Annotated in this window: 20 protein-coding genes; 13 read left to right on the top strand and 7 right to left on the bottom strand. The window is 65.8% G+C overall.

Annotated features, from left to right (window positions below; translation table 11 throughout):
* Positions 1-80 precede the first annotated feature (80 nt).
* Positions 81-2,330: a hybrid sensor histidine kinase/response regulator gene (locus JYK05_RS19355; protein WP_206468945.1), complete on the bottom strand. Its 2,250-nt coding sequence runs from the start codon at positions 2,328-2,330 to the stop codon at positions 81-83.
* 713 nt (positions 2,331-3,043) lie between these two features.
* Between JYK05_RS19355 and JYK05_RS19350 the strand changes: the two genes are divergently transcribed.
* The 8 genes from JYK05_RS19350 to JYK05_RS19315 all read left to right on the top strand — a co-directional run bounded on the left by JYK05_RS19350 (position 3,044) and on the right by JYK05_RS19315 (position 10,640).
* Positions 3,044-3,412 carry a response regulator gene (locus JYK05_RS19350; RefSeq protein ID WP_175940775.1) on the top strand — a complete coding sequence of 123 codons (369 nt, stop codon included), beginning with the start codon at positions 3,044-3,046 and terminating at the stop codon, positions 3,410-3,412.
* On the top strand, positions 3,405-4,028 hold the full coding sequence (locus tag JYK05_RS19345) for a chemotaxis protein CheC (RefSeq protein WP_175940774.1): 624 nt from the start codon (positions 3,405-3,407) through the stop codon (positions 4,026-4,028). The genes JYK05_RS19350 and JYK05_RS19345 overlap by 8 nt, the downstream gene beginning before the upstream one ends.
* A gap of 12 nt (positions 4,029-4,040) precedes the next feature.
* Complete coding sequence (locus JYK05_RS19340; RefSeq protein WP_175940773.1) at positions 4,041-4,982, top strand: GGDEF domain-containing protein; 942 nt, start codon at positions 4,041-4,043, stop codon at positions 4,980-4,982.
* A gap of 213 nt (positions 4,983-5,195) precedes the next feature.
* The gene (hpnD, locus tag JYK05_RS19335; RefSeq protein ID WP_206468943.1) at positions 5,196-6,044 is read left to right on the top strand and encodes a presqualene diphosphate synthase HpnD; all 849 of its coding nucleotides are present in this window, start codon (positions 5,196-5,198) and stop codon (positions 6,042-6,044) included.
* Entirely contained in the window at positions 6,044-7,339 is a 1,296-nt protein-coding gene (hpnE, locus tag JYK05_RS19330) for a hydroxysqualene dehydroxylase HpnE (protein ID WP_206468941.1), read from the top strand. The genes hpnD and hpnE overlap by 1 nt, the downstream gene beginning before the upstream one ends.
* Positions 7,339-9,318, top strand: coding sequence for a squalene--hopene cyclase (gene shc, locus JYK05_RS19325; protein WP_206468939.1), 1,980 nt, complete (start codon positions 7,339-7,341; stop codon positions 9,316-9,318). Before hpnE ends, shc begins: the two co-directional genes overlap by 1 nt.
* 71 nt (positions 9,319-9,389) lie before the next feature.
* Positions 9,390-10,046, top strand: coding sequence for a phosphorylase (locus JYK05_RS19320; protein ID WP_241270021.1), 657 nt, complete (start codon positions 9,390-9,392; stop codon positions 10,044-10,046).
* A gap of 120 nt (positions 10,047-10,166) precedes the next feature.
* Positions 10,167-10,640 carry an acyl-CoA thioesterase gene (locus tag JYK05_RS19315; RefSeq protein WP_206468935.1) on the top strand — a complete coding sequence of 158 codons (474 nt, stop codon included), beginning with the start codon at positions 10,167-10,169 and terminating at the stop codon, positions 10,638-10,640.
* 55 nt (positions 10,641-10,695) lie between these two features.
* Here JYK05_RS19315 and JYK05_RS19310 read toward each other — a convergent pair whose 3' ends face one another.
* Positions 10,696-11,655, bottom strand: coding sequence for an MlaA family lipoprotein (locus JYK05_RS19310; RefSeq protein WP_371826441.1), 960 nt, complete (start codon positions 11,653-11,655; stop codon positions 10,696-10,698).
* Positions 11,652-14,309: an MMPL family transporter gene (locus JYK05_RS19305; RefSeq protein ID WP_206468933.1), complete on the bottom strand. Its 2,658-nt coding sequence runs from the start codon at positions 14,307-14,309 to the stop codon at positions 11,652-11,654. The genes JYK05_RS19310 and JYK05_RS19305 overlap by 4 nt, the downstream gene beginning before the upstream one ends.
* A gap of 263 nt (positions 14,310-14,572) precedes the next feature.
* Here JYK05_RS19305 and JYK05_RS19300 point away from each other — a divergent pair, with 263 nt between their 5' ends.
* Positions 14,573-15,190 (top strand): phospholipid-binding protein MlaC, encoded by a 618-nt coding sequence (locus JYK05_RS19300; RefSeq protein ID WP_206468931.1) that lies wholly within the window; start codon positions 14,573-14,575, stop codon positions 15,188-15,190.
* A 1-nt stretch (position 15,191) separates the two neighbouring features.
* On the opposite strand, the gene JYK05_RS19295 is transcribed toward JYK05_RS19300, so the two are convergent.
* Complete coding sequence (locus tag JYK05_RS19295) at positions 15,192-15,836, bottom strand: response regulator transcription factor (RefSeq protein ID WP_206468929.1); 645 nt, start codon at positions 15,834-15,836, stop codon at positions 15,192-15,194.
* Positions 15,826-17,238, bottom strand: a complete 1,413-nt coding sequence (locus JYK05_RS19290; protein ID WP_206468927.1) for a cache domain-containing protein — start codon at positions 17,236-17,238, stop codon at positions 15,826-15,828. The genes JYK05_RS19295 and JYK05_RS19290 overlap by 11 nt, the downstream gene beginning before the upstream one ends.
* Before the next feature lie 160 nt (positions 17,239-17,398).
* Between JYK05_RS19290 and JYK05_RS19285 the strand changes: the two genes are divergently transcribed.
* From JYK05_RS19285 to JYK05_RS19270, 4 genes are all read left to right on the top strand, one after another.
* The gene (locus JYK05_RS19285) at positions 17,399-19,483 is read left to right on the top strand and encodes a carbon starvation CstA family protein (protein ID WP_206468926.1); all 2,085 of its coding nucleotides are present in this window, start codon (positions 17,399-17,401) and stop codon (positions 19,481-19,483) included.
* A gap of 22 nt (positions 19,484-19,505) precedes the next feature.
* A complete protein-coding gene (locus tag JYK05_RS19280; RefSeq protein ID WP_086967065.1) occupies positions 19,506-19,700 on the top strand; it encodes a YbdD/YjiX family protein in 195 nt (64 codons plus the stop codon).
* Between the two features lie 142 nt (positions 19,701-19,842).
* Entirely contained in the window at positions 19,843-20,082 is a 240-nt protein-coding gene (locus JYK05_RS19275) for a type II toxin-antitoxin system Phd/YefM family antitoxin (RefSeq protein ID WP_206469685.1), read from the top strand.
* Positions 20,064-20,474, top strand: a complete 411-nt coding sequence (locus JYK05_RS19270) for a type II toxin-antitoxin system VapC family toxin (protein ID WP_206468924.1) — start codon at positions 20,064-20,066, stop codon at positions 20,472-20,474. Before JYK05_RS19275 ends, JYK05_RS19270 begins: the two co-directional genes overlap by 19 nt.
* 69 nt (positions 20,475-20,543) lie before the next feature.
* Here the strand turns inward: JYK05_RS19270 and hpnH are convergent, their stop codons facing one another.
* Together hpnH and ispH are read right to left on the bottom strand one after the other, a co-directional pair.
* Complete coding sequence (gene hpnH, locus JYK05_RS19265) at positions 20,544-21,698, bottom strand: adenosyl-hopene transferase HpnH (RefSeq protein WP_175940761.1); 1,155 nt, start codon at positions 21,696-21,698, stop codon at positions 20,544-20,546.
* A 14-nt stretch (positions 21,699-21,712) separates the two neighbouring features.
* Positions 21,713-22,687: a 4-hydroxy-3-methylbut-2-enyl diphosphate reductase gene (ispH, locus tag JYK05_RS19260; RefSeq protein WP_206468923.1), complete on the bottom strand. Its 975-nt coding sequence runs from the start codon at positions 22,685-22,687 to the stop codon at positions 21,713-21,715.
* Positions 22,688-22,907: the final 220 nt, after the last annotated feature.

Raw genomic sequence — 22,907 nt, 5'->3', positions numbered from 1 at the left:
GATGAGCGGAATCCGCGGATCGGCAACGCCGGGTTGCCGCACATGCGTTTGATGGACGCAACACTCGTGCCGGAGCCGCGTCAGCGATCGATGGAGCGCGCCGCCTGATCCTCGCGGATGCCGCGCAGCAGCGTATCCAGCAGCGCGATATCGAAGGGCTTCGCGAGCACGCGCGCATCGACTTGCCGCGCGCGGTCGAGTTCTTCAGCATAGCCGGTGACGAGAATGACCGGGATGCGCGGCTCGAACCGCTGCATGCGTTCAGCGAGATCGATACCGTTGAGCTGGCCGGGCATGTGGATGTCCGAGAGCACGACATCGAACGGAAAACCTGACACCGCCATGTTCTCCCGAGCCGCTTCGAGCAGCGTCATCGCAGTGTCGGCGTTGAACACGTACGTCACGCGATGACCCATCATCGTGAGCAGCGCCTCCGTGCCGGCGGCGACTTCCTCGTTGTCTTCGACGAGCAGCACGCGCAGGCCTTCGGCCTCCTGCGCCGTCGCGGCGGCCTGTTCCGGCTCCGCGCCGGGCGCGTCGGTCGCGGCGGCCCGCGGCAGATAGAGACGCACCGACGTGCCCGCGCCGATGGCGCTGTCGATGGTCGCGATGCCGCCCGCCCGCTCGCAGAACGCGAAGACCTGCGGCAAGCCGAGCCCGGTGCCCATGCCTTTCGGCTTGGTCGTGAAAAGCGGCTCGAACGCGCGCGCGAGCACGTCCGCGCTCATGCCGACGCCCGTGTCTTCCAGCGAAATCTGCACGAATTCGCCGATGAGCGGAAAGCCGTCCTCGTGGCGAAAGCGCACGTTTTCCGCGCGCGCGGTGAATGTGCCGCCGTTCGGCATCGCGTCGCGCGCGTTCACGGCCACGTTGATGAGCGCGAGTTCCAGCTCGGCCGGATCGACGCGGATCGTCCACACGTCCGCCGCGACTTCCGAGTGCAGCGCGACCTTCGCGCCGAGCGACGCGCGCAGCAGTTCGCGCTCCGCCGTCACCCATTTGCCGATGGCGATGACCTCGCTGCGCAACGGCTGCTTGCGCGCGACGCCGAGCAACTGCCGCGTGAGCGACTGGCCGCTCTTCAACGCGCGCTCCATCGCGCTCAGTTCGCGGTCGAGTCCGATCGGGCCGCGCCGCCGGGCGATCTGCACGTTCGTCGAGACGATCATCAGCAGATTGTTGAAGTCGTGCGCGACGCTGCCGACCAGATTGCCGAGCGCCTCCATCTTGCGCGCCTGCCGGTACGCCGATTCGATGGAGCGGCGCATCGACGCCTCGGCCTGCCAGCGTTCCCACGCTTCTTCTTCGATAGCGAGCCGCCGCAGCGACTGCCCGATCACGCCCCACAGCACGACGCACGGCGCGAGAATCGACAGCGCGAGCACGGTCAAATGCCGATACCACTGCGTCCAGATGGTATCGATGGGAAAGCCGCTCGACACATACAGCGGATAGTCGCCGACCCGGCGAAACGCGACGATCTTCAACTCGTTGTCGAGTCCCGAGACCATCTTCATGACGCCGTCGTGCGTGCCGGCGCGATACGCCTCGCGCAGCGGCGAACTCGCGGCGAGCGCCATTCGCGCGGGCGGCCGCTCGGGATACCACGCGAGCACTTCGCCGTCGGCGCGGGCGAGACCGATCGACACGGTCGGGCTGTCGCCGAGCAGTTCGCGATAGAAGTCGTTGAAGTACGACGGACGCAGCGCGATCGACACCATGCCGGCGAATTGCCCGTCGCGCGTCTTGCGGGCGACGGCTGTGTTGAACACGCGCTCGCCGGCGACTTTCCCGAGCATCACGCGAGAAATCTGCGCAAGCCGGCTGTCGGTGCGCAGGCCGATGAAGTCCTCTCGCGTGCCCACCGTGACATCGGGCGTCGGCCACGCGCGGCTGGTGGCGAGCAACTGCCCGTCGGGACCGAACACCGAGGCCGCCGACACCTGACGGTAGCCGCCGATCAACTGACTGAGCCGCGTATGAACGACGCCGTCTTCGCGGCGAATCGCGTCGGCGTCGAGGTCGTCGAGCAGATCGACGATGCGTTCGTTCAGCGTGACGTTGAGATCGAAGACTTTGAGCGCGTGCTCTTCCGCGATTCGCGCGTTGCGGGCGACCGCGTCGGAGGCGCTCGCCACGCGTGCGTGGTAATCCGAGATCGCGGTAATGGCGACGTAGACGCACGGAAGCACGACGGCAGCCACGAGCAGCGCGTAGAGCGTCATGCGCTGCGCGGCGAAGTTCCGTTCGGGGACGACCGGAAACGGCGGTTCGTCCTGCCGCGCTATAGCGGCAGGCTTGGCGTCGTGCTCCTCACGTTGCAGCGTCATTTTGGCAGCGAAGTGGAAAACTTTACTCGACCGTCGGCGCGATCGCCCGTTCGGTTATGGGCGGGCGAGGCGCGCGCGGCGTAATCGTTCGAGGAATGCAGAAACCATGCCAAGAGGCTACCGCGCCGCGCGTCGGCATTCGCGCCGACGCCTGGTTTTCGCACGCGTGTGCGGTGCGCAGTTAGCGAGAATATCCGTAGCGCAAACGTACAGCGAAGTATCGGACGATTCGCCCTAGGCGCACCGAGAAAGTCCATTCTCGATTGGAGCGAAACGCGAGAAGAGTTATTCCGCAGCAGCGCGCCTGCGAGTTGCTTTCGCGTCGATCGAGGCCGACAATGCAATCTTCCGATCAATCTGCCGTCAGAGCGGATGTCGGGCAGAAAAAGCTCGCCACGCGCGCCGCGCGAGCGGGCAACAGAACAAAAGGCCAAGGTCCGGCACGGCTCGCCGCCCGGACGACGCACGGGGCAAGGCAACATGACGCCGAACCAGACACTCGGGTGCGCCCTCGCCGCGTGCCGTTCCATCGCGCCGGATAGCCGCGCTGCTTGGGCGCCTTTACATTCGATTTCGCCTGCCATCAGCGGCTGGCGACGTACGCGCCGCCCGTCTCCCTAAAGAACTCCGCAGCCACGCCGTAAACGCATACGAGAGCATGCCGTGTAGCCATGCATCCCGTCAGCCACGAACGTTCACCGATTCGACCGACCATGCCTTTGCCGATTGTCATTGCCGATGATTCCCTGCTCGCGCGCAAGGTGTTGACGCGCGCACTGCCCGCGGACTGGGACGTCGATATCTCCTACGCGACGAATGGACGCGAGGCGCTCGAGTTGTATCGCGCGGGCCGCGCATCCGTCATGTTTCTCGATCTGACGATGCCGGACATGACCGGCTATCAGGTTCTCGACGCGCTTCAGCACGAAGACCTGAACACGTTCGTGATCGTCGTTTCCGCCGACGTGCAACCGCTCGCGCAGGAACGCGTGCGCGCGCTCGGAGCCATTGCGTTCCTGCCGAAGCCCGTGACGCCCGAAGCGCTGCGTCCCGTTTTGAAGGAGTACGGTCTCCATGGTTGAACCCGCCCTCAACGAAGACCAGCGCGACGCGCTGCAGGAAGTCGCCAACATGGCGATGGGCCAGGCCGCCACGCGCCTGTCGAAGCTGCTCGGCACGTTTATCGAACTGTCGGTGCCGCGCGTGCGCGTGGTGAACGTGTCCGAAGCGTCCGCCGCGCTGCGCGAGATGACCGGCATCACCGACGCCGTGACCGCCGTGCGCCAGGGCTTTCGCTCGGACATCAAGGGCGAGGCGATCGTGCTGTGCAAGAGCGGCAGCGTCGATGACCTTTGCGCGCTCGTCGACGATCCCTACACCAAGTCCACCTACGAAGCGACCACGCGCACGGAACTCGTCTTCGACGTGGCGACGGTGTTGATCGGCGCGTGCGTGTCGTGCATTCTGGACCGCCTCGGCCGCGCGCCGATCTTCTCGCCGCCGGGCATGCTCGGCGCGGAACTGGCGCTCGAAGAAGTCTTCCAGCCCGCGATGCTCGCGTGGAAAACGGCGCTGCTGCTCGAAGTCAACTTCGCGCTGGAGGATCACAGCTTCCGCGCGCATCTGGTGATGCTGATGGCCGAAGACGCCATTGCGCATCTGAACGAGGCGCTCGACGCGCTGCTTTCCAGCTTCTGACGCCGCGCCGATATGGAAGAACTGCGGCATGTGCTGAGCGAACTGGTGATCGAGCGCGTCGGCTTCGGCATTTTCGTGCTGGACCGCGATCTGAACGTGCTCATGTGGAACCGCTTCATGGCGGACCACAGCGGCAAAACGGCCGAGCAGGTGACGGGCAAGTCGATTTTCGCGAGCTTTCCGGAACTGCCGCGCGTGTGGCTCACGCGCAAGGTGGAAAGCGTGTTCCAACTCGGCAGCTTCGCGTTCAGTTCGTGGGAACAGCGGCCGTATCTCTTCAAGTTCGATCACGACCGGCCGATTACCGGCGGCGTCGACTTCATGCAGCAGGACTGCACGTTCATGCCGCTCACGCACGAGCGCGAAGTGCGGGCCGTCTGCGTGACCATTTCCGATGCCACCCACGCGAGCATGATGCAGCGCGCCCGCGACGAAGCCGTGGCCAAGCTACAGGAATTTGCCGACCGCGACGGCCTGACCGGCATCGCGAACCGGCGCTATTTCGAGCTGCGCATTCGCGACGAATTCTCGCGCTGGCAACGCTACGGCGGCGATTTGTCGATGCTGCTATTCGATCTCGACCACTTCAAGCGCATCAACGACGAGTTCGGCCATCTGGTCGGCGACACGGTGCTGCGCGTGATGGCCGAGCGCGTTGCTGCGACCGTGCGCGTGCAGGACGTGTTCGGGCGCTTCGGCGGCGAGGAATTCGCGCTGCTTCTGCCGTGCACGAACTTCGACGACGCGATGATCGTCGCGGAGAAAGTGCGCCACTCGATCTGCGAAACGCCTATCGACGTGCAGGGCGCCCGCGTGCCGGTGACGGCGAGTGTCGGCGTGGCGTGCGCGCGGCGCGAGGTGACGTCGTCTTACGAGGCGCTCATCAACGAAGCCGACGCCGCGCTGTACGTGGCGAAGCGCGAGGGGCGCAACCGCTCGGTCGGCTTCGCCTGATCGCGGCCACGCGCGCCGCCGCAAGGCGCAATCGGGCCGAATCATTGGTATACTCCTAGCCGCTTCCGGCGCAGTTCGCAGCCGGCGCGCGCCGGCCGTCTCCTTCGGTCATTCCCTCTTCAGCGCCACGTCGTTCCGCGCGCTCAACGGGATCGTCGGAACCGGCGCCCGATCTCTTAATTTGCCCTTGGGGGCGCCACAGCGGAGTCCGTCTTGGCCGTTTCCAACTTCATCGCCGACGAATCCACCACCGAGGCCGCGAAGGCATCGTCGGGCAGTTCGTTCTATCTCGCCATGCGCATCCTTCCGGCTGCGCAGCGGGACGCGATGTACCAGATCTACGCCTTTTGCCGCGCGGTGGACGATATCGCCGACGAAGGCGCGCTGCCGCGCCGCGAACGCGCGCTCGCGCTGGAAGGCTGGCGCGAGGACATCGACGCCTGCTATCGCGGCGCGCCGAAGCGCTCCCTCGAGGCGCTGACCCGCCACATTCACGCTTTCCATCTCTCTCGCGACGACTTTCACGCCGTGATCGACGGCATGGCGATGGACGCCGCCGGCGACATCGTCGCGCCCGACGAAGCCACGCTCGACCTGTATTGCGACCGCGTCGCGAGCGCGGTCGGGCGGCTGTCGGTGAGAATCTTCGGGATGCAGGAAGACGCGGGCCGGCGGCTCGCGCATCACCTCGGGCGCGCGCTGCAACTCACCAACATCCTGCGCGATATCGACGAGGACGCCGCCATCGGCCGCGTTTATCTGCCGCGCGAACTGCTGGCGCGCGAAGGCATCGCGACGAGCAACCCGGCGGCGATCGTCGGCGATGCGCGGCTGCCGCGCGTGTGCGCCGTGCTCGCCGAGCGCGCGAAAGGCCACTACGCGCAGTCCGACGCCATCATGGCGGCCTCGCCGCGCCACGAAGTGCGCGCGCCGCGCATCATGTCGGCGGCGTATCGCGCGGTGCTCGAGGCGAACCTGAAACGCGGCTTCGACCTGCCGCGCACGCGCGTGCGCACGCCGCGTGCGCGCCTGCTCTGGATCGTCGCGCGCAATCTTCTCTGATGTCCCGGCTCGTACACGTCGTCGGGGCCGGCCTCGCCGGTCTCGCCGCCGCAGTGCAGGCGCAGCGGCGCGGCGCGCGCGTCGTTCTCCACGAATCGGCGCCTCGCGCAGGCGGCCGCAGCCGCTCGTACTTCGACGCGAAACTCGGCATGACGGTCGATAACGGCTGTCATCTGCTGCTCTCGGGCGATCACGCCACGCTCGGCTTTCTGCGGGCGATCAGTTCCGCAGATAACGTCAGCGGCCCGACGCAGGCCGACTATCCTTTTTTCGATGCCGCGAGCGGTCAGGCGTGGGCCATCCGCATGACGCCGGGACGCTTGCCGCGCTGGATCTTCGACGCCGAGGCGCGGCTGCCCGGCACGCAGCCCGCCGACTATCTGCCCATGCTGCCGCTCTTTTTCGGCAAGCCGGGGCGCACCGTCGAGGAGTCGATGCGCGCGCGCGGCCGCGTGTGGGATTCACTTGCGCGGCCACTGTTGCGCACGCTGCTGAAGGCTGACCCGTCCGAAGCCAGCGCGACGGTCGCGTCGCATCTTCTGCGCGAGACGCTGGCGGCGGGCGGCCAGGCGTGCCGGCCGCTCATCGCGAAAAACGGCGTGGCGCATGCGTTCGTCGAACCCGCGCTGCGGCTCTTGCAGTACGGCGGCGCGGACATCCGGCTCGGCGCGCGGGCGACGAACATCCGTTTTTCGGGCACGGATTCGAAGGAACGGGTAAGCTCGCTCGCTTTCGAGGGCGCGGGCGAGTCTGTCGCGCTCGGACCGGGCGATGGCGTCGTGCTCGCGGTGCCGCCCGACGCGGCGCGCGCGCTGGTGCCGGAAATCGTCGCGCCGGATGAATTCCGCGCGATCGTCACCGTGCACTTCGCGGTGGATGCGCCGGTCGGTTCGATCGGTTCGATCGGCTCGGAGCGGCTGACGTTCTTCGTGAACGGCGCGGCGGACTGGCTCTGTGCAGGCGATGGCCGGCTCACGGCGACCATCGTCAGCGCGGATCGGCTGCTATCGACGCCGCACGAGGACATCGCGGCGGCCGTTTGGCGCGACGTGGCGAAAGCCGTGCGCCTGCCGCCCGTGCCGATGCCGCCGTGGCAGGTCATCGCGGAAGAACGCGCGACCTTCGCGGCGGTGCCCTCGCAGGAAGGCTTGCGGGCCGCGACGCGCACGCGCTGGCCCAATCTCACGCTCGCGGGCGACTGGACGGCAACGGACCTCCCCGCGACGATCGAAGGCGCGATCCGCTCCGGCCAGAAGGCCGCGGATGCGCTGTTGAACCCATCGATGGAACGCTGATGAACGATTTATCCCTGTCGGCCGTGGGCGCGCCGGCGTCGAATGCCGCGCTGGACCACGCCGTCACCCACGCCACCGACGCGCTGCTCGCGGCGCAGTTTCCCGAAGGCTATTGGCTCTACGAACTCGAAGCCGACGCAACGATTCCCGCTGAATACGTGCTGCTCGTGCATTACCTCGGCGAGACGGCTGACGACAAGCTGGAAGCGAAGATCGGCCGCTATCTGCGCCGCATTCAGCGCGAAGACGGCGGCTGGCCGCTTTTCACGGACGGCGCGATGGACGTCTCCGCGACCGTGAAGGCGTACTTCGCGCTGAAGATGATCGGCGATTCGCCCGATGCCGAGCACATGCAGCGCGCGCGTCGCGCCATTCTCGCGGCGGGCGGCGCGGAAAAGGTCAACGTCTTCACGCGCATTTTGCTGGCGCTCTTCGGCGTGGTGTCGTGGCGCGCGGTGCCGATGATGCCCGTCGAAATCATGCGACTGCCGATGTGGTTTCCGTTCCACCTGTCGAAGGTGTCGTACTGGGCGCGCACGGTGATCGTGCCGCTGCTCGTGCTGAATGCGAAACGGCCGGTGGCGCGCAATCCGCGCGGCGTGCGCATCGACGAAGTGTTCACCGACGCGCCGGTGAACACCGGCATGCCGGAGCGCGCGGGGCATCAGAACCGCGGCTGGTTCACCTTCTTCCGCATGGTCGACACCGTGCTGCGCGCAACCGACAGCGTGTTCCCGAAAGCCGGCCGCGAGCGCGCGATCGCGGAGGCGGTGCGCTTCGTCGACGAGCGGCTGAACGGCGAAGACGGCCTCGGCGCCATCTTCCCGGCCATGGCGAACGCCGTGATGATGTACGACGTGCTCGGCTATCCGCCCGAGCATCCGAACCGCGCGATCGCGCGCAAGTCGGTCGACAAGCTGCTGGTCATCGACGAAGCGGACGACGGCGAGGCCTACTGCCAGCCGTGTCTGTCGCCGGTCTGGGACACGTCGCTCGCGGCGCACGCGTTGCTCGAAACCGGCATGCCGAAGGCGCGCGCCGCCGTCGCGCGCGGGCTCGAATGGCTGCGTCCGTTGCAGATTCTCGACGTGCGCGGCGACTGGATCTCGCGCCGTCCGAACGTGCGGCCGGGCGGCTGGGCGTTCCAGTTCGCGAACCCGCACTATCCGGATGTCGACGACACCGCCGTCGTCGCGATGGCGATGGAGCGCGCGGGCCGCGAGAACGGCACGCCGATGTTCGACGAGGCGATCTCCCGCGCGCGCGAATGGGTCGTCGGCATGCAGAGCAGCGACGGCGGCTGGGGCGCGTTCGAACCGGAAAACACGCAGTATTACCTGAACAACATCCCGTTCTCGGACCACGGCGCGCTGCTCGATCCGCCGACCGTCGACGTCTCCGCCCGCTGTCTTTCGATGCTCGCGCAACTCGGCGAAACGCCCGCGAACAGCGAGCCGGCGCGCCGCGCGTTCGACTACATCGTGAGAAATCAGGAGCGCGACGGAAGCTGGTACGGGCGCTGGGGCATGAACTACGTGTACGGCACGTGGTCGGCGCTCTGCGCGCTCAACGCGGCGGGCGTCGCGCCAACGGATTCGCGCATGAAGCGCGGCGCGGAATGGCTCATCGGCGTTCAGAACGCGGACGGCGGCTGGGGCGAGGACGGCGAGAGCTACAAGCTCGACTATCGCGGCTACGAACAGGCGCCGAGCACCGCGTCGCAGACGGCGTGGGCGCTGCTCGGGCTGATGGCGGCGGGACTCGTGGAACATCCGGCGGTCGCGAGAGGCATCGAGTATCTGATCCGGACCCAGCAGGCGCACGGCCTCTGGGACGAAACGCGCTTTACCGCGACGGGCTTCCCGCGCGTGTTCTATCTGCGCTATCACGGCTATCGCAAGTTCTTCCCGTTGTGGGCGCTCGCGCGTTACCGCAACCTGACGCGCGAAGGCGAAACGCGCGTGACGGCGGGCATGTGAACGCGCGCGACGCACGCTCGGCCGCGCTTTCGCGTCCTTTGGTCGGCGCGCCCGTCGTCGCGGTGACGGGCATGGCGTTCGAGGCGAAGATCGTGCGCGGGCGCGGCGTGGATGCCGTGTTCGCCGCGCGATCGGACTGGCTCGAACGCGCCTTGTCGGATGCCGTGGCGCGCGGCTGCGCGGGCATCATCAGCTTCGGGACGGCGGGCGGACTCGCGCCGGATCTGGAGCCGGGAACGCTGATCGTCGCAGAGAGCGTGTCGGGCCCGTTCGGCAGCTTGCCGACCGATGCCGCGTGGTCCGCGCGCATCGTCGAGGCTTTCGGCGGATCGCCGCTCGCCCGCATCACGCGCTCCGGTCCGATGGCGGCCGTCGCCGCGCCGGTCACGAGCGAGTCCGACAAGCGGTCGCTGCATTCGTCGACGGGCGCGCTCGCGGTCGACATGGAGTCGCATATCGCGGGCGCCATCGCGACGGCGCGCGGCTTGCCGTTCGCGGTGTGTCGCGCGGTCGTCGATCCGGCGTGGCGCACGCTTCCGCCCGCCGCGACGGCTGGCCTGCGCGATGACGGCACCACCGCTATCGGTCCGATCTTGCGTGAACTCGCGCGCCAGCCGTCGCAAATCGGCGCGCTACTGCGGCTCGCAGGCGATGCGCGCGCCGCCCGCACGACGCTCGTCCACGCGCGCCATGCGATGGAAAAGGCGCGGGCGCTTTCCTTCGACTAGTCGCGTTCGCGCGGTCTTGCTTTCTGCGGGTTAACCCTCAGCTTGGTTATAATCAGGGAAAACCCTAGGTTGGCTGCGTGAAGTACGCGGTCATCGCAGGAACGTAAGAGGAAGCGCACCATGAATTTTCACACTCGCAAATGGGTCAAGCCCGAAGACCTTAATCCCAACGGCACGTTGTTCGGCGGCAGCCTGCTGCGCTGGATCGACGAAGAAGCCGCCATCTACGCCATCTCGCAGCTGGGCAATCAGCGCGTCGTGACCAAGTTCATGTCGGAGATCAACTTCGTCAGTTCGGCGCGGCAGGGCGACATCATCGAGCTGGGCATTACGGCGACGAATTTCGGACGCACGTCGATCACGCTGCGCGCGGAAGTGCGCAACAAGATCACGCGCAAGAGCATTCTGACCGTCGAGAAGATGGTGTTCGTCAACCTGAACGAACAGGGCGAACCGGCGCCGCACGGCCGCACGCAGATTCGCTATGCGGACGAGTTGTTCGAAGCGTATCGGCGCGACCAGCGCGCGGTGGAAGCGCCGAAAGCATCGACCGATGACATCGGCCGCGAAGAAGCCGCCGAGGCGGCGCATTGAGACAAAAACGGGCGCCTGAGCGCCCGTTTCTCTTTGCAGCACTGCCGGCAGCGGCTTACTTGCTTTCCGCCGGGTCCTCGTACTGAGGCAGACCCTGCGACTTGCTCGAACTCGGCGACGGCGCGGTGTTCGACTCGCCCGCGCCCGGCGCCGGCGATTTCGGCCCGACGCCGCCCGCAGGCGATGCCGCCGCGCCCGGATCGACGTAATTCGGCAGACCTTGCTCCTGGCTGCTGCTGCCCGGCGCGCTCGCTCCTTCGGGCGCGCTCGCGCCTTCGTCGCCGTAATCGGGCAGCGACGCCGACGAGCCGCCCGTCAGCAAGTATTGGCGGCGCTGCGTGTAGGCGTCGCGCACGAACGCGTATTTGTCGAGCGCGGCTTGCGAGAGCAGATCGGTCGCGCCGAGCAGGTCCGCGCGCGCGCTCACGAAGTTCACGCCATACAGCGGCCAGCGAATCTCCGAATCTGCATAGCTGACCGGATTCACCCGCCAGTCGACGAGCCATGTCGTCGAATCGCGCACCGAGCTCGGGCCGAGCAGCGGCAGCACGACGTACGGCCCCGACGGCACGCCGTAATGGCCGAGCGTCAGGCCGAAGTCCTGATGATGCTTCGGCAAGCCCGCAGGCGATGCAATGTCGATCAGCCCGCCGATGCCGAACACCGAATTCATCGCGATGCGCATCAGATCCTGCGTGGCGTCCGTGATCTTCAGTTGCAGCAGGTTGTTCGCGAAGTTGCTGAAATCGCCCAGATTCGAGAAGAAGTTGCTGACCGCCGTGCGGAACGGGCTCGGCGTCCAGTCCACGTAGAACTGCGCGACGGGACGCGCCACGTAATTGTCGACTGTGTCGTTGAACTTGAAGATGGTCCGGTTCATCGGTTCGAGCGGATCGTGCGGATTGCGGTCCGGACCCGTCGCGCACCCAGCCATCAAAAGCGCGCCCGCGACGGCGAAACTCGTCGCCAGCTTGCGAAGCGCGGCAGCGGCAGGCGCCGCTGGAGCCATTCTCATTCTTCAATTCCTCTTAGATTGTCATGCCGCTGGCTCGCGCGCAGCCTCGCGCGGTCCGCCGCGCGCACCTTGCGCGGTTTGCCCATCAGCACGGGCTGAAACACCACGGCGCCGATCAGCGTGCACAGAAGCGACAACGCCAGAAGCCGCCCCATGCTCGACGTGCCCGGATGATGCGAGAACCAGAGACTGCCGAAAGCCGTCGCGGTGGTGGCCGCGCTGAACATCACGGCGTGCGTGAGGCTCGACTGGAGAAGGCGCGTCTGTCCTTGCCGCCAGGCCATCACGAAATAGATCTTGAACGCGACGCCGACTCCTAGCATCAGCGGCAACGCGATGATATTCGCGAAGTTGAGCGGCATGCGGAAGACGACGCACAACTCCAGCGTCACGATCGCCGAAACGAGCAACGGTACCAAAGTTCGCAGAACGTCGCCGAAACGACGCAGCGCGAGCCACAGCAGCACTGTTATGGCGATGAGCGAATACAACGCGGCATGCTCGAACGCGGTGATGATGACCTCGGCCGAATGGCGCACGGAAATGGGCCCGCCGATGGCGTTCGGCTCGACCCGCTGCACGGCATCCGCGAAATGCGCGAGCAGCGTGTCGTCGTTCGGATCGACGCCCGGCGGCGCTTTCGGCGACACGTTCACGAGCGCCTGACCGCCCGGCGTCACCCACGACTCGACCATCGCGGGCGGCAGCGTCGCGCGGGTGATTTCGGTCGGCTGCAACAACGCGCGAAGCTGCGCGAGGGCGAGGCGCAGCGGCTCGGCCATCGCGTGCTCGGCGCGGTCGCGCGTGGCGGCGTCGGCTTGGGCGAGCTTCGCGAGCGTCGCCGACAAATGCTTGGCTTCCGGCGCGCCTTGGCCGGGATGCTCGTCGGCGGCGAGCGAAAGCTGGTTCGACACGCGCTTGAGCGTCGCGACCCGCACCGCGTCCGTCACCGGCGACGCCACCGGCTGATTCAGCGCGGGCAGCAGTTGATCGGCGGCGTCCTGAATCAGCTTGAGCTTCGCCGGCTGATCGGCGGGAATGAGCGACGACAGCGTGGTCGCGCGTTCCACTTCGGGCAGCTTGTCGAGCTTCGCCGCGATGCGGTCCGCGTCCGCGAGCGACGGCGCGAGCACGGCGACATCGTTCACCGCGGCTTCGGGCGAGTCCTTGAGCGAGATGAGCGTCGCCATCGACTCGGTGTGCGGGTCTTTGAGATGCAGCGGATTGAAGTCGAAGCGCAAGTGCGTGAGCAGCGGCAGCGCGCCAATCACGACGACGAGCGTGCCGACCAGCACCGGCTTGCGATTCCGGTCGAGGAATTCATCGACCGGCGCGAGCATCGGAAAGCCGGGCGCTTTCGCCTCGCCGGGCGGCGCGAACACTTTGATGAGCGCGGGCAAGAGCGTCATGTTGGTCACGTACGCGACGAACATGCCGACGCCCGCGATCAGCCCCAGCTCGGACACGCCGCGATAGGCGGTCGGCAAGAACGAGAAGAAGCTCGCGGCGGTGGCGGTCGCGGCGAGCGTGAGCGGCACGGCGACATGCCGGGCAGTCTCCGCGAGCGAGACGTCGAGCCGCTTGTGCCGATGCCGCTCCTCACGATACTTCACGCCGAACTGAATGCCGAAGTCCACGCCGAGCCCGACGAAGAGCACCATGAACGCAACGGAGATCATGTTGAGCGCGTGCACCATCATCAGGCCGAGCGCCGCCGTCACCGAGAGCCCGACGAAGAGCGTGATGAACACCGCGAGGATCATGCGCTTCGAGCGCAGCGCGACCCAGAGAATCATCAGCACGACGAGGAAAGTAAGCGCGCCGTTGAGCGCCGCGCCGTCCTGCACGGAGGCGAATTCCTCGTCGGCGAGCGGTTGCGCGCCGGTCAGATGCAGCGTCGCGCCGTATTTCTTGTCGAGGCCGAGCTTCGCGGCCACCGCGCGGATTTCGTTGGATGTGCCGGCGGCCGCTTTCAACGCGCTGAAATTGAGTTGCGGCAATACGGTGATAAAGGCGCGGCCGGGGCCGTCGCCGCCCGGACTCGCGACATCGCGCCATGAGAATGCGGCGGGCTGATTCGCGAGCACGCGGTCCAGCACGGTCGCGCTGCGGCCAAGCAGATTGGCCATTTGGCCGAGATTGACCTGACCGAGCATCAACGGCACATTGAGCGTGGTATTCAGCGTCTGCGCGAGGCCCGTGAGCGTGGGGTCGTGCGCCAGCGTGTTGATGAGCGGGCGCGCCTGAACCAGCTGCTTCGTGACCTGATCGACCTTGTCGGTGGGCAGATAGAGCAGGCCGTTGTGCGCGAAGAATTCGCCGCCTTCCGGCTGCGAGATCGACTTGAAGCGGTCCGGCTCTTTGGCGAGCGCGGCGGCGAGTTCGTTCGCGGCGGCATCGGCGAATTCGGCGGCGGGCGCTTCGACGACGATGAGCAGCGTGGCGCCGCGCTGCGGAAAGGCTTTTACGATGGCGTCGCCGCGTGCCGCCCATTCCGGCTCGTTTTCGATCAGCTGGCTGACGTCGGTGCTGATCTTGAAGTGGTGAACGACATAAATCGTGGAGAGGATGCCGAGCAGAATCGAAGCGGCGATAATCCACGCCGGCCGGCGAATGGCGAGCGTGACGAAGCGGGTAATGTTGGACGTCAGCATGAAGACGCTACCTGGTGTGACCTGTTATTTTCGCGGACCGCATATTGCGAGCCGCGTAGTGACGCTGCCGCGTTCGCGCGCCGGCTTTCGCTTCGGCGGCCGAACCGCGAGTCCAACGACGGCGGTTGATGCCGCGCAAGTATACCGGTGGAGACGGCGCGGTCGGGCGGCGGTGAACTGTCGGCCCGCTGGTCTGTCGATATACTGGCTCGACGGCCTGACGAGTCCGCGCCGAACAATTGGATCATTAGAGAACGGGTGCCATGAAACGCTATCTGTCTGTCTGCTTCGCTTTTCTCTTCGCAACGCTGTCGTTTTCCGGTGCGGCGGTCGCCCAAACGAGCCCCGAGGCCGTCGTCAAAAGTGCTGTCGAAGGCACCGTCAACGCGATGAAGGCCGACCCGCAAGCGCGCGGCGGCGACATGGCGAAGATCACGCAACTCGTGCAAGCGCGCTTCCTGCCCGCTACCGACTTTCAGCGCACTACGCGCATTGCATTGGGCAAGGCGTGGGCCAGCGCCACGCCCGAGCAGCAAAAGCAGCTTTACGACCAGTTCCAGACGCTGCTCGTGCATACGTATGCGGCTTCGCTCGCGCAACTGCGGGACCAGGACGTGACGTTCCGCTTCGACCCGCCGAACGTCGACGCCAGCGCGAAAGACGCGGTCGTTGAATCGCACGTCGTCTCGACAGGCGGCGACAACCCGGTGCGCTATCGCCTCGGCAAGACGGCGCAGGGCTGGAAAATCTACGACATCGACATGATGGGCGCGTGGCTCATTCAGGTCTATCAGCAGCAGTTCGCCGGTCAGCTTAAAAAGGGCGGCGTGGACGGGTTGATCAAATACCTGGCCGAGCATAACGCGCGTTCGGCCGGCTGACCTAGCCGCGCCGGTTTTCCACGGCGAACTTGATCAGTTCCGCCTGCCCGTCGATGGCGAGCTTGCGCTTGAGATTCAGCCGGTGCGTTTCCACCGTGCGCACCGACAAGCCATGCTGCGTTGCAATCTGCTTGCTCGACAAGCCCTGCGCGAGCGCGTCGAGAATGTCGCGCTCGCGCGGCGTCAGACGTTCCAACGGCGTTTGCATGGCCTGCGCCTGAATCATGCGGGCTGCGAGCCCGGCGCTGAAGAAGGTCTTGCCGGCGAGCACGGCGTCGATCGCCTGAATGATCTCGGCGGCGGGCGAATCCTTGAGCACGTAGCCGCTCGCGCCGGCGCGCACGGCTTGCGTCACGTACTCCACGTTGTCGTGCATCGAGAGCATCAGCACGCGGATAGCCGGGAAGCGCTCGTGAAAAAGCGCGGCCAGTTCGATGCCGCTCATGCCCGCCATGCCGACGTCCATCAGCACGAGGTCGGGGCGCGTGGCTTCGTCGGCGGCGAGCGCGAGCGCGAGCGCGTCGTGGCCGTTGCCCGCTTCGCCGGTGACAGAGAGACGCGGGACGGCTTCGAGCCGCGCGCGCAGGCCGTCGCGCACGAGCGGATGATCGTCGACGAGCAGCAGTCGGGCGGGTTCAGGCGTCATCGGAAAGTCCTTGCAGGTTCGGAGCGGCGAGCGGCAACGGCACGTGCGCCGTGATCGACGTGCGGCCCAGTTGCGACTGGATGGAAAGCGTGCCGCCGAGCGTGTCCAGCCGCTCGCGCATGTTGCGCAGGCCGAGGCCGCTCGCCGGATCGGCCAGCGCGGATTGCGCATCGAAACCGCGGCCATTGTCGCTGACGACGAGCCGCACGCCGTTCGGGGCGATATCGAGCGCAAGCGTCGCCCGGCTCGCGTGCGCGTGCCGCGCGATGTTGTTCAGCGCTTCCTGCGCAATGCGAAACAGCACCGTATTCACCGGATCGGGCAGCGCGGGCGGTTTGCCGTCCGCCGTCCGTTCGAAGCGCACTTCGATGCCGTCCTGCCCGTCCATCTCGCGGGCAAGCTGCTCCAGCGCGGCGGCGAGGCCGAGGTCGTCGAGCATCGTGGGGCGCAGCGCGTGCGAGATGCGGCGGACTTCGCGCAAGGTCGCGGCGAGACGCCCGAGACCGGTGGAAAGCGCAGCTTCGGCGGCGGCTTCGCGCGTGGGCGACCGTTCGAAGCGCGCGAGCGCCGATTCCAGCAGCAGCTTGACGGACACCAGCATCTGGCTGATGCCGTCGTGCAGTTCGCGCGAGAGCCGCGCCCGTTCGTGCTCCTGAGACTCCACCACCTGCCGCGCGAGGCGCTTGAGCTTGGCATCCGCGCTGCGATGCTCGCTGATATTGAGCACCGCGCCGCACAACGCGATCACGCCGAGCGCCGCCAGCGCGATGCCGCCGATCCACATCACGGTTCTGTCGATGTTCGCGGCGGCCTGGCCGTCGATGCGCGTGAGCGCCGTCTCCACATCCTCCAGATAGATGCCGGTGCCGATCATCCAGCCCCAGCGTTCGAGCGGCACCACGTAGCCGAGCTTCGGCGCAAGTTGGCCGCTGGACGGCCGCTGCCACACATAGCGCACGTAGCCGCCGCCCTTCGACGCTTCGCGGATCAACTGCTGAATGGTCAGTTCGCCTGCGGGATCGCGCATGGTCCACAAGTCTCGTCCGACGAGATCCGGCTGGCGCGGATGCATCAGCGACTTGCCGCGCATCGTGTAGACGAAAAAGTAGCCGTCCGGCCCGAAGTCGAGACGATGCAGCGTATCGAGCGCAAGCTGGCGGCGTTCGTCGTCGCTGCGCGGATCGCCGGGCGGCGCGTCGTAATACGGCGCGATGGCGCTCTGCGCCAGTTCGACGTAATGCCGCAACTCGACTTCCTTGCTGGACATGTACGCCGTTTGCAGCGTCGCGTGCTGGGCGCGGGCGAGCGAGGTCGCCTGATGGCGCACGCCATATTCGATACCGCCAATGGCGAGCGCGAACGGCACGATCGCCAGCACAACAATCTTCGCTTTCAGGTTCATGACGCTGGAACGTTCGATGCTCTACGTAGTTTCGCGTAGCGAGCGTACGTAGTTGTCCGGTTGTGAGGTCCGGGACGAAGGCGAATACTACACGCCCGAGGCGCTCCACGGCGCGAGCCGCGCGGGCGGAAATCCAAGACTTACCAAAATAGGAGACACCATGAATCGGGCTTCCGGATTCCTGGTCTGGATCGCGCTCGCGCTCTTGGGCGCGTTCGCTTTCGGCACCATCGCGCTCGCGCACGGCGAGCGGGTCAGCGCACTATGGATCGTCATCGCGGCGGTCTGCGTCTATCTCATCGCGTATCGATTCTATTCGCGCTTCATCGCCGGCACGGTGTTGAAGCTCGACGGCTTGCGCATGACGCCGGCCGTGCGTCACAACGACGGCCTCGATTACGTGCCGACCAACAAATACGTGCTGTTCGGCCACCATTTCGCGGCGATTGCGGGCGCGGGTCCGCTCGTCGGTCCGGTGCTCGCCGCGCAGATGGGCTACACGCCCGGCATGCTGTGGATTCTGGCGGGCGTCGTGTTCGCGGGCGCGGTGCAGGATTTCGTCGTGCTTTTCATCTCGACGCGCCGCGACGGCCGCTCGCTCGGCGATCTCATCAAGATGGAACTGGGCACCGTGCCCGGCGTGATCGCGCTCTTCGGCGCGTTCCTCATCATGGTGATTATTCTCGCGGTGCTCGCGCTGATCGTCGTGAAAGCGCTGACGAATTCGCCGTGGGGCACGTTCACCGTCGCGGCGACCATTCCGATCGCGCTCTTCATGGGCGTCTATACGCGCTTCATTCGTCCGGGGCGCATCGGCGAAGTGTCGATCATCGGCTTCGTGCTGCTGATGCTCGCGATCACCTACGGCGGCCAGGTCGCGCAATCGCCGACGCTCGCGCCGCTCTTCACGTTCACGGGCGTTCAGCTGACGTGGATTCTGATCGGCTACGGCTTTATCGCGTCGGTGTTGCCGGTGTGGCTGCTGCTCGCGCCGCGCGATTATCTGTCGACGTTCCTCAAGATCGGCACCATTCTCGGACTCGCGATCGGCATCCTGATCGTCGCGCCCGAACTGAAGATGCCTGCGTTCACGAAGTTCGTCGACGGCTCCGGTCCCGTCTGGGCGGGCAACCTGTTCCCGTTCCTCTTCATCACGATCGCGTGCGGCGCGGTGTCCGGCTTCCACGCGCTGATCTCGTCGGGCACCACGCCCAAAATGGTCGACAACGAAGTGAACATGCGTTTCATCGGCTACGGCGCGATGCTGATGGAGTCGTTCGTCGCGATCATGGCGCTCGTCGCCGCCTGCGTGATCGAGCCGGGCGTCTACTTCGCGATGAACAGCCCGGCCGCGCTGCTCGGCACGACGCCGGACGCGGTCGCGCAGACGGTCACGTCGTGGGGCTTCACGCTGACGCCGGACATGCTCACCTCGACGGCGAAGGCCGTTGGCGAAACCACCATCGTGGCGCGGGCGGGCGGCGCGCCGACGCTGGCAGTCGGCATGGCGGAGATTCTGCATCGCGTGATCGGCGGCCCGGCGATGATGGCCTTCTGGTATCACTTCGCGATTCTCTTCGAGGCGCTCTTCATTCTGACCGCAGTCGACGCCGGCACGCGCGCCGGACGCTTCATGCTGCAAGACCTGCTCGGCACGTTCCACCCGGCGCTGCGCCGCACGGAATCGCTGGTAGCCAATCTCGTCGCGACCGGCTTGTGCGTCGCGGCGTGGGGCTACTTCCTGTATCAGGGCGTGGTAGATCCGTTCGGCGGCATCAATACGCTGTGGCCGCTCTTCGGCATCTCGAACCAGATGCTCGCGGGCATTGCGCTGACGCTCGGCACCGTCGTGCTGTTCAAGATGAAGCGCGAGCGTTTCGCGTGGGTGACGATTGTGCCGACGGTGTGGTTGCTCATCTGCACGCTGACTGCCGGCTGGCAGAAGATCTTCGACGCGAATCCGAAGGTCGGCTTCCTCGCGCATGCCGGCAAGCTGCGCGACGCGTTCGAGGCAGGCAAGGTGATGGCGCCGGCGAAGTCGTTGCCGGAGATGCAGCGCATCATCTTCAACGATTACATCGATGCCGCGCTGGCCGGTCTTTTCATGTTCGTCGTGGTGAGCATCGCGGTCTATGCCGTGCTGGCCGTGCTGCGCGCGCGCCGCGAGGCGAGGCCGACGGTGCGCGAAACGCCGTTCGAACCGATGCCCACGGGCGGCGGCGCGGCAGTGCGCTCGGGTCATTGAGCACGAGAACCAGGAGTCGGCCATGTTCAGCGATCTTCGGCAAGCAGGGCGGTATCTCGGCCAGGCGATGCGCCTGATGGTCGGCATGCCTGATTACGATGCGTACGTCACGCATATGCAGACGACGCATCCCGACAAGCCCGTGATGACGTACGCGGAGTTCTTTCGCGAGCGGCAGGAGGCGAGATATGGATCGGGAGCGGGGAAGTGTTGTTGATGCGTGATTGATCTTCGCAAGCACTGAAGATGACGCGACGGCGAGAGCCGTCGCGTTTTTATTTGGACTTCGAAAAATGTCCGTTTTGCCTAATCCATTCGGACGAGGCTAAAATGACTACCGTCACGTGACCAGGGTCGATATCATGTCTCACAAGCGAGTTTCCAAATCGGAGTTCAAGGCGAAGGCGCTCGAATACTTCCGGCTCGTCGAATCAACAGGAGAAAGCATGATCGTGACGAACCATGGAAAGCCCGTGCTCGAGGTACGGCGGTATGACAACTCGGCGCTCACGCCGCTGCAGGAATTGCGGGGCAGCGTGCTGTTTTGTGAAGACGCGTTCGAGCCCATCGGCGAGGACGATTGGGAGGCGTATCGGTGATCGTGCTGGACACGCATACGCTGCTGTGGTGGGTCAGCGGAGGCGCGCTCAGCAAGCAGGCGCGCGCGGCAATCGAGAAGGAATCAGGCGAACGCGGCGAGATCGTCGTCTCGACCATCTCGGCGTGGGAGATCGCGCTGCTCGTGCGGCGCGGCAAGATAGGACTGTCGATGGACGTCGGCGACTGGATCGACAAGGTCAGTCGTATCGACGCCGTGCGGTTCATGCCCGTAGATAGCAGCATCGCCATCAAGTCGATCGACTTGCCGGGCGAGTTTCACAACGACCCGGCGGATCGCCTGATCGTCGCGACGGCGCGTGCGCTCGCGGCGCCTATCGTGACGCGGGATCGGTTGATTCGCGAGTATGAGCACGTCAAGACGATCTGGTAGCCGCAAACAAAAAAGGCGAATGGCCCGCAAGCCATCCGCCCTTCGCACATCTCAACCTTCGACTAAAACTCAGTGCGCCGCCGCAGCCGTCTTCGACGACTTGTTCTTTTGCGCGCGCCCGATCTCTTCGAGCTTGATCTCGACGTGCTTCGAGAACACGTATTCGGCCGGACGCTGCTTGTCGATCGGCAGTTCCTTCGCGTAAGCGCCTTCCGTGCGCGGCCCGCGCATCGACACGCCCAGCGCCTTCAGCGGATGCGCGACCGTGTCCATCACGGCGGTCGCTTCGAAGCCGCTGTGGACCATGCAGTCCGCGCACTTTTCGTAGTTGCCCGTGCCGTACTTTTCCCACTCCGTGGTTTCCATCAGTTCCTTGAAGGTCTTCGCGTAGCCTTCGCCGAGCAGGTAGCACGGACGCTGCCAGCCGAACACCGTGCGCGCCGGGTTGCCCCACGGCGTGCATTGATACGTCTGGTTGCCGGCGAGGAAGTCGAGGAACATGGCCGACTGGCTGAACGACCAGTTCTTGCCGTTGTTGCCGCGCTTGAAGATCTCGCGGAAGAGCGTCTTGGTCTTGTCGCGATTCAGGAAGTGCTGCTGGTCCGGCGCGCGCTCGTAAGCGTAGCCGGGCGACACCGTGATGCCGTCCACGCCCATCGGGCCGAGCGTGTCGAAGAACTTCGCGACGCGTTCCGGATCGGCATCGTTGAACAGCGTGCAGTTGATGTTCACGCGGAAGCCGCGGCGCTTCGCTTCGCGGATCGCTTTGGTGGCCTTCTCGTACACGCCGTCCTGCGAAACCGAATGGTCGTGCATGGCCTGATCGCCGTCGAGGTGAACGGACCAGACGAAGTACGGGCTCGGCTGGTAATCATCCATCTTCTTTTCCATCAGGAGCGCGTTCGTGCACAGATACACGAACTTCTTGCGCGCGATGATGCCCTTCACGATCTGCGGCATTTCCTTATGCAGCAGCGGCTCGCCGCCCGCAATGGAGACGACCGGCGCGCCGCACTCGTCGACGGCGCCGAGGCATTCTTCCAGCGACAGGCGCTGGTTCAGGATCGGGTCCGGATAGTCGATCTTGCCGCAGCCGTTACACGCCAGATTGCAGCGGAACAGCGGTTCCAGCATGAGCGCGAGCGGATAACGCTTGTTGCGCGAAAAATGCTGGCGGGCGATGTACGCGCCAACGCGGACCTTCTGGAGCATCGGAATAGACAATTTGCGTCCTCTCCTTATTCTTCGCGAATGGCCGTTGCCGTTGCCGTGGCCGACAGCGCGGCGAGCGGTTGCAGCAACTTCGCGGGGAGTTTGAATTCGACCTTTTCCTCGCGGCCGTTCATCGTCGTGACTTCGACGTGTCCGAAGGCGCGCAGGGCATCGATCACATGTTCGACCATTTCTTCGGGCGCCGAAGCGCCCGCCGTGATGCCGACCGTCTGCGCATGCGCAAACCATTCGGGCTTGATTTCGGAACCGTCCGCGACGAGATAGCTCGGCACGCCGCTCTCGGTGCCGATCTCCCGCAGACGGTTCGAATTGGAACTGTTGGTCGCGCCGACCACGAGCAGGACATCGACTTGCGTCGACAACTCGCGCACCGCGGCCTGCCGGTTCTGCGTCGCATAGCAGATGTCGCGCGTGTCCGGCCCGACGATATCGCTGAAGCGGCGCTGCAATGCGTCGATGATGCCGCGCGTGTCGTCCACCGAAAGCGTCGTCTGCGTGACGTAAGCGACGGGCGTGTCGGGCGGCAGCGACATGGTGTCGACTTCGGCTTCGCTCTGCACGAGCACCACCTTGCCGGGAATCTGGCCGATGGTGCCTTCCACTTCCGGATGCCCGGCGTGGCCGATCAGAATCAGCGTGCGCCCTTGCGATACATACTGCCGGCCCTGCACGTGAACCTTGGTCACGAGCGGGCAGGTGGCGTCGAGCACATCGAGACCGCGCGCCTCGGCGTCGCGCTCGACGCTGTGCGCCACGCCGTGCGCGCTGAAAATGGCGACCGCGCCTTGCGGCACTTCGTCGAGCTCTTCCACGAAACGCGCGCCCTTGCCACGCAGGTTGTCGACAACGTGCCGGTTATGAACGATCTCATGGCGAACGTAGACCGGGGCGCCATGCCGTTCGAGCGCGCGATCGACGATTTCGATCGCACGGACCACGCCCGCACAAAAACCGCGGGGTTGAGCAAGGATGATACGCATGTTCGAGCGAACTCCGACTAGCGCGGGTTTCGGGTAATAGACGCGCAACTCACGCTTCGATTGACTGACGTTGCATTCGCAATGCCTGCAACGTCCTGAAAGCACACCGGCAGAAGGACCCGGTAAGTTTGTCTGCGCGCCGAGATTGACCGCGTATTCTAACGCGTTCCCTTTTTGAGCGCTCGCCGCGCGGCGCGGGCGAACGCGTGCGGCGCGACGT

This window comes from Caballeronia sp. M1242 (assembly GCF_017220215.1).
Classification (GTDB): Bacteria; Pseudomonadota; Gammaproteobacteria; order Burkholderiales; family Burkholderiaceae; genus Caballeronia.
The sequence above is the reverse complement of the archived record's forward strand: the minus strand, read 5'-3'. Positions and strand labels throughout refer to the sequence as shown.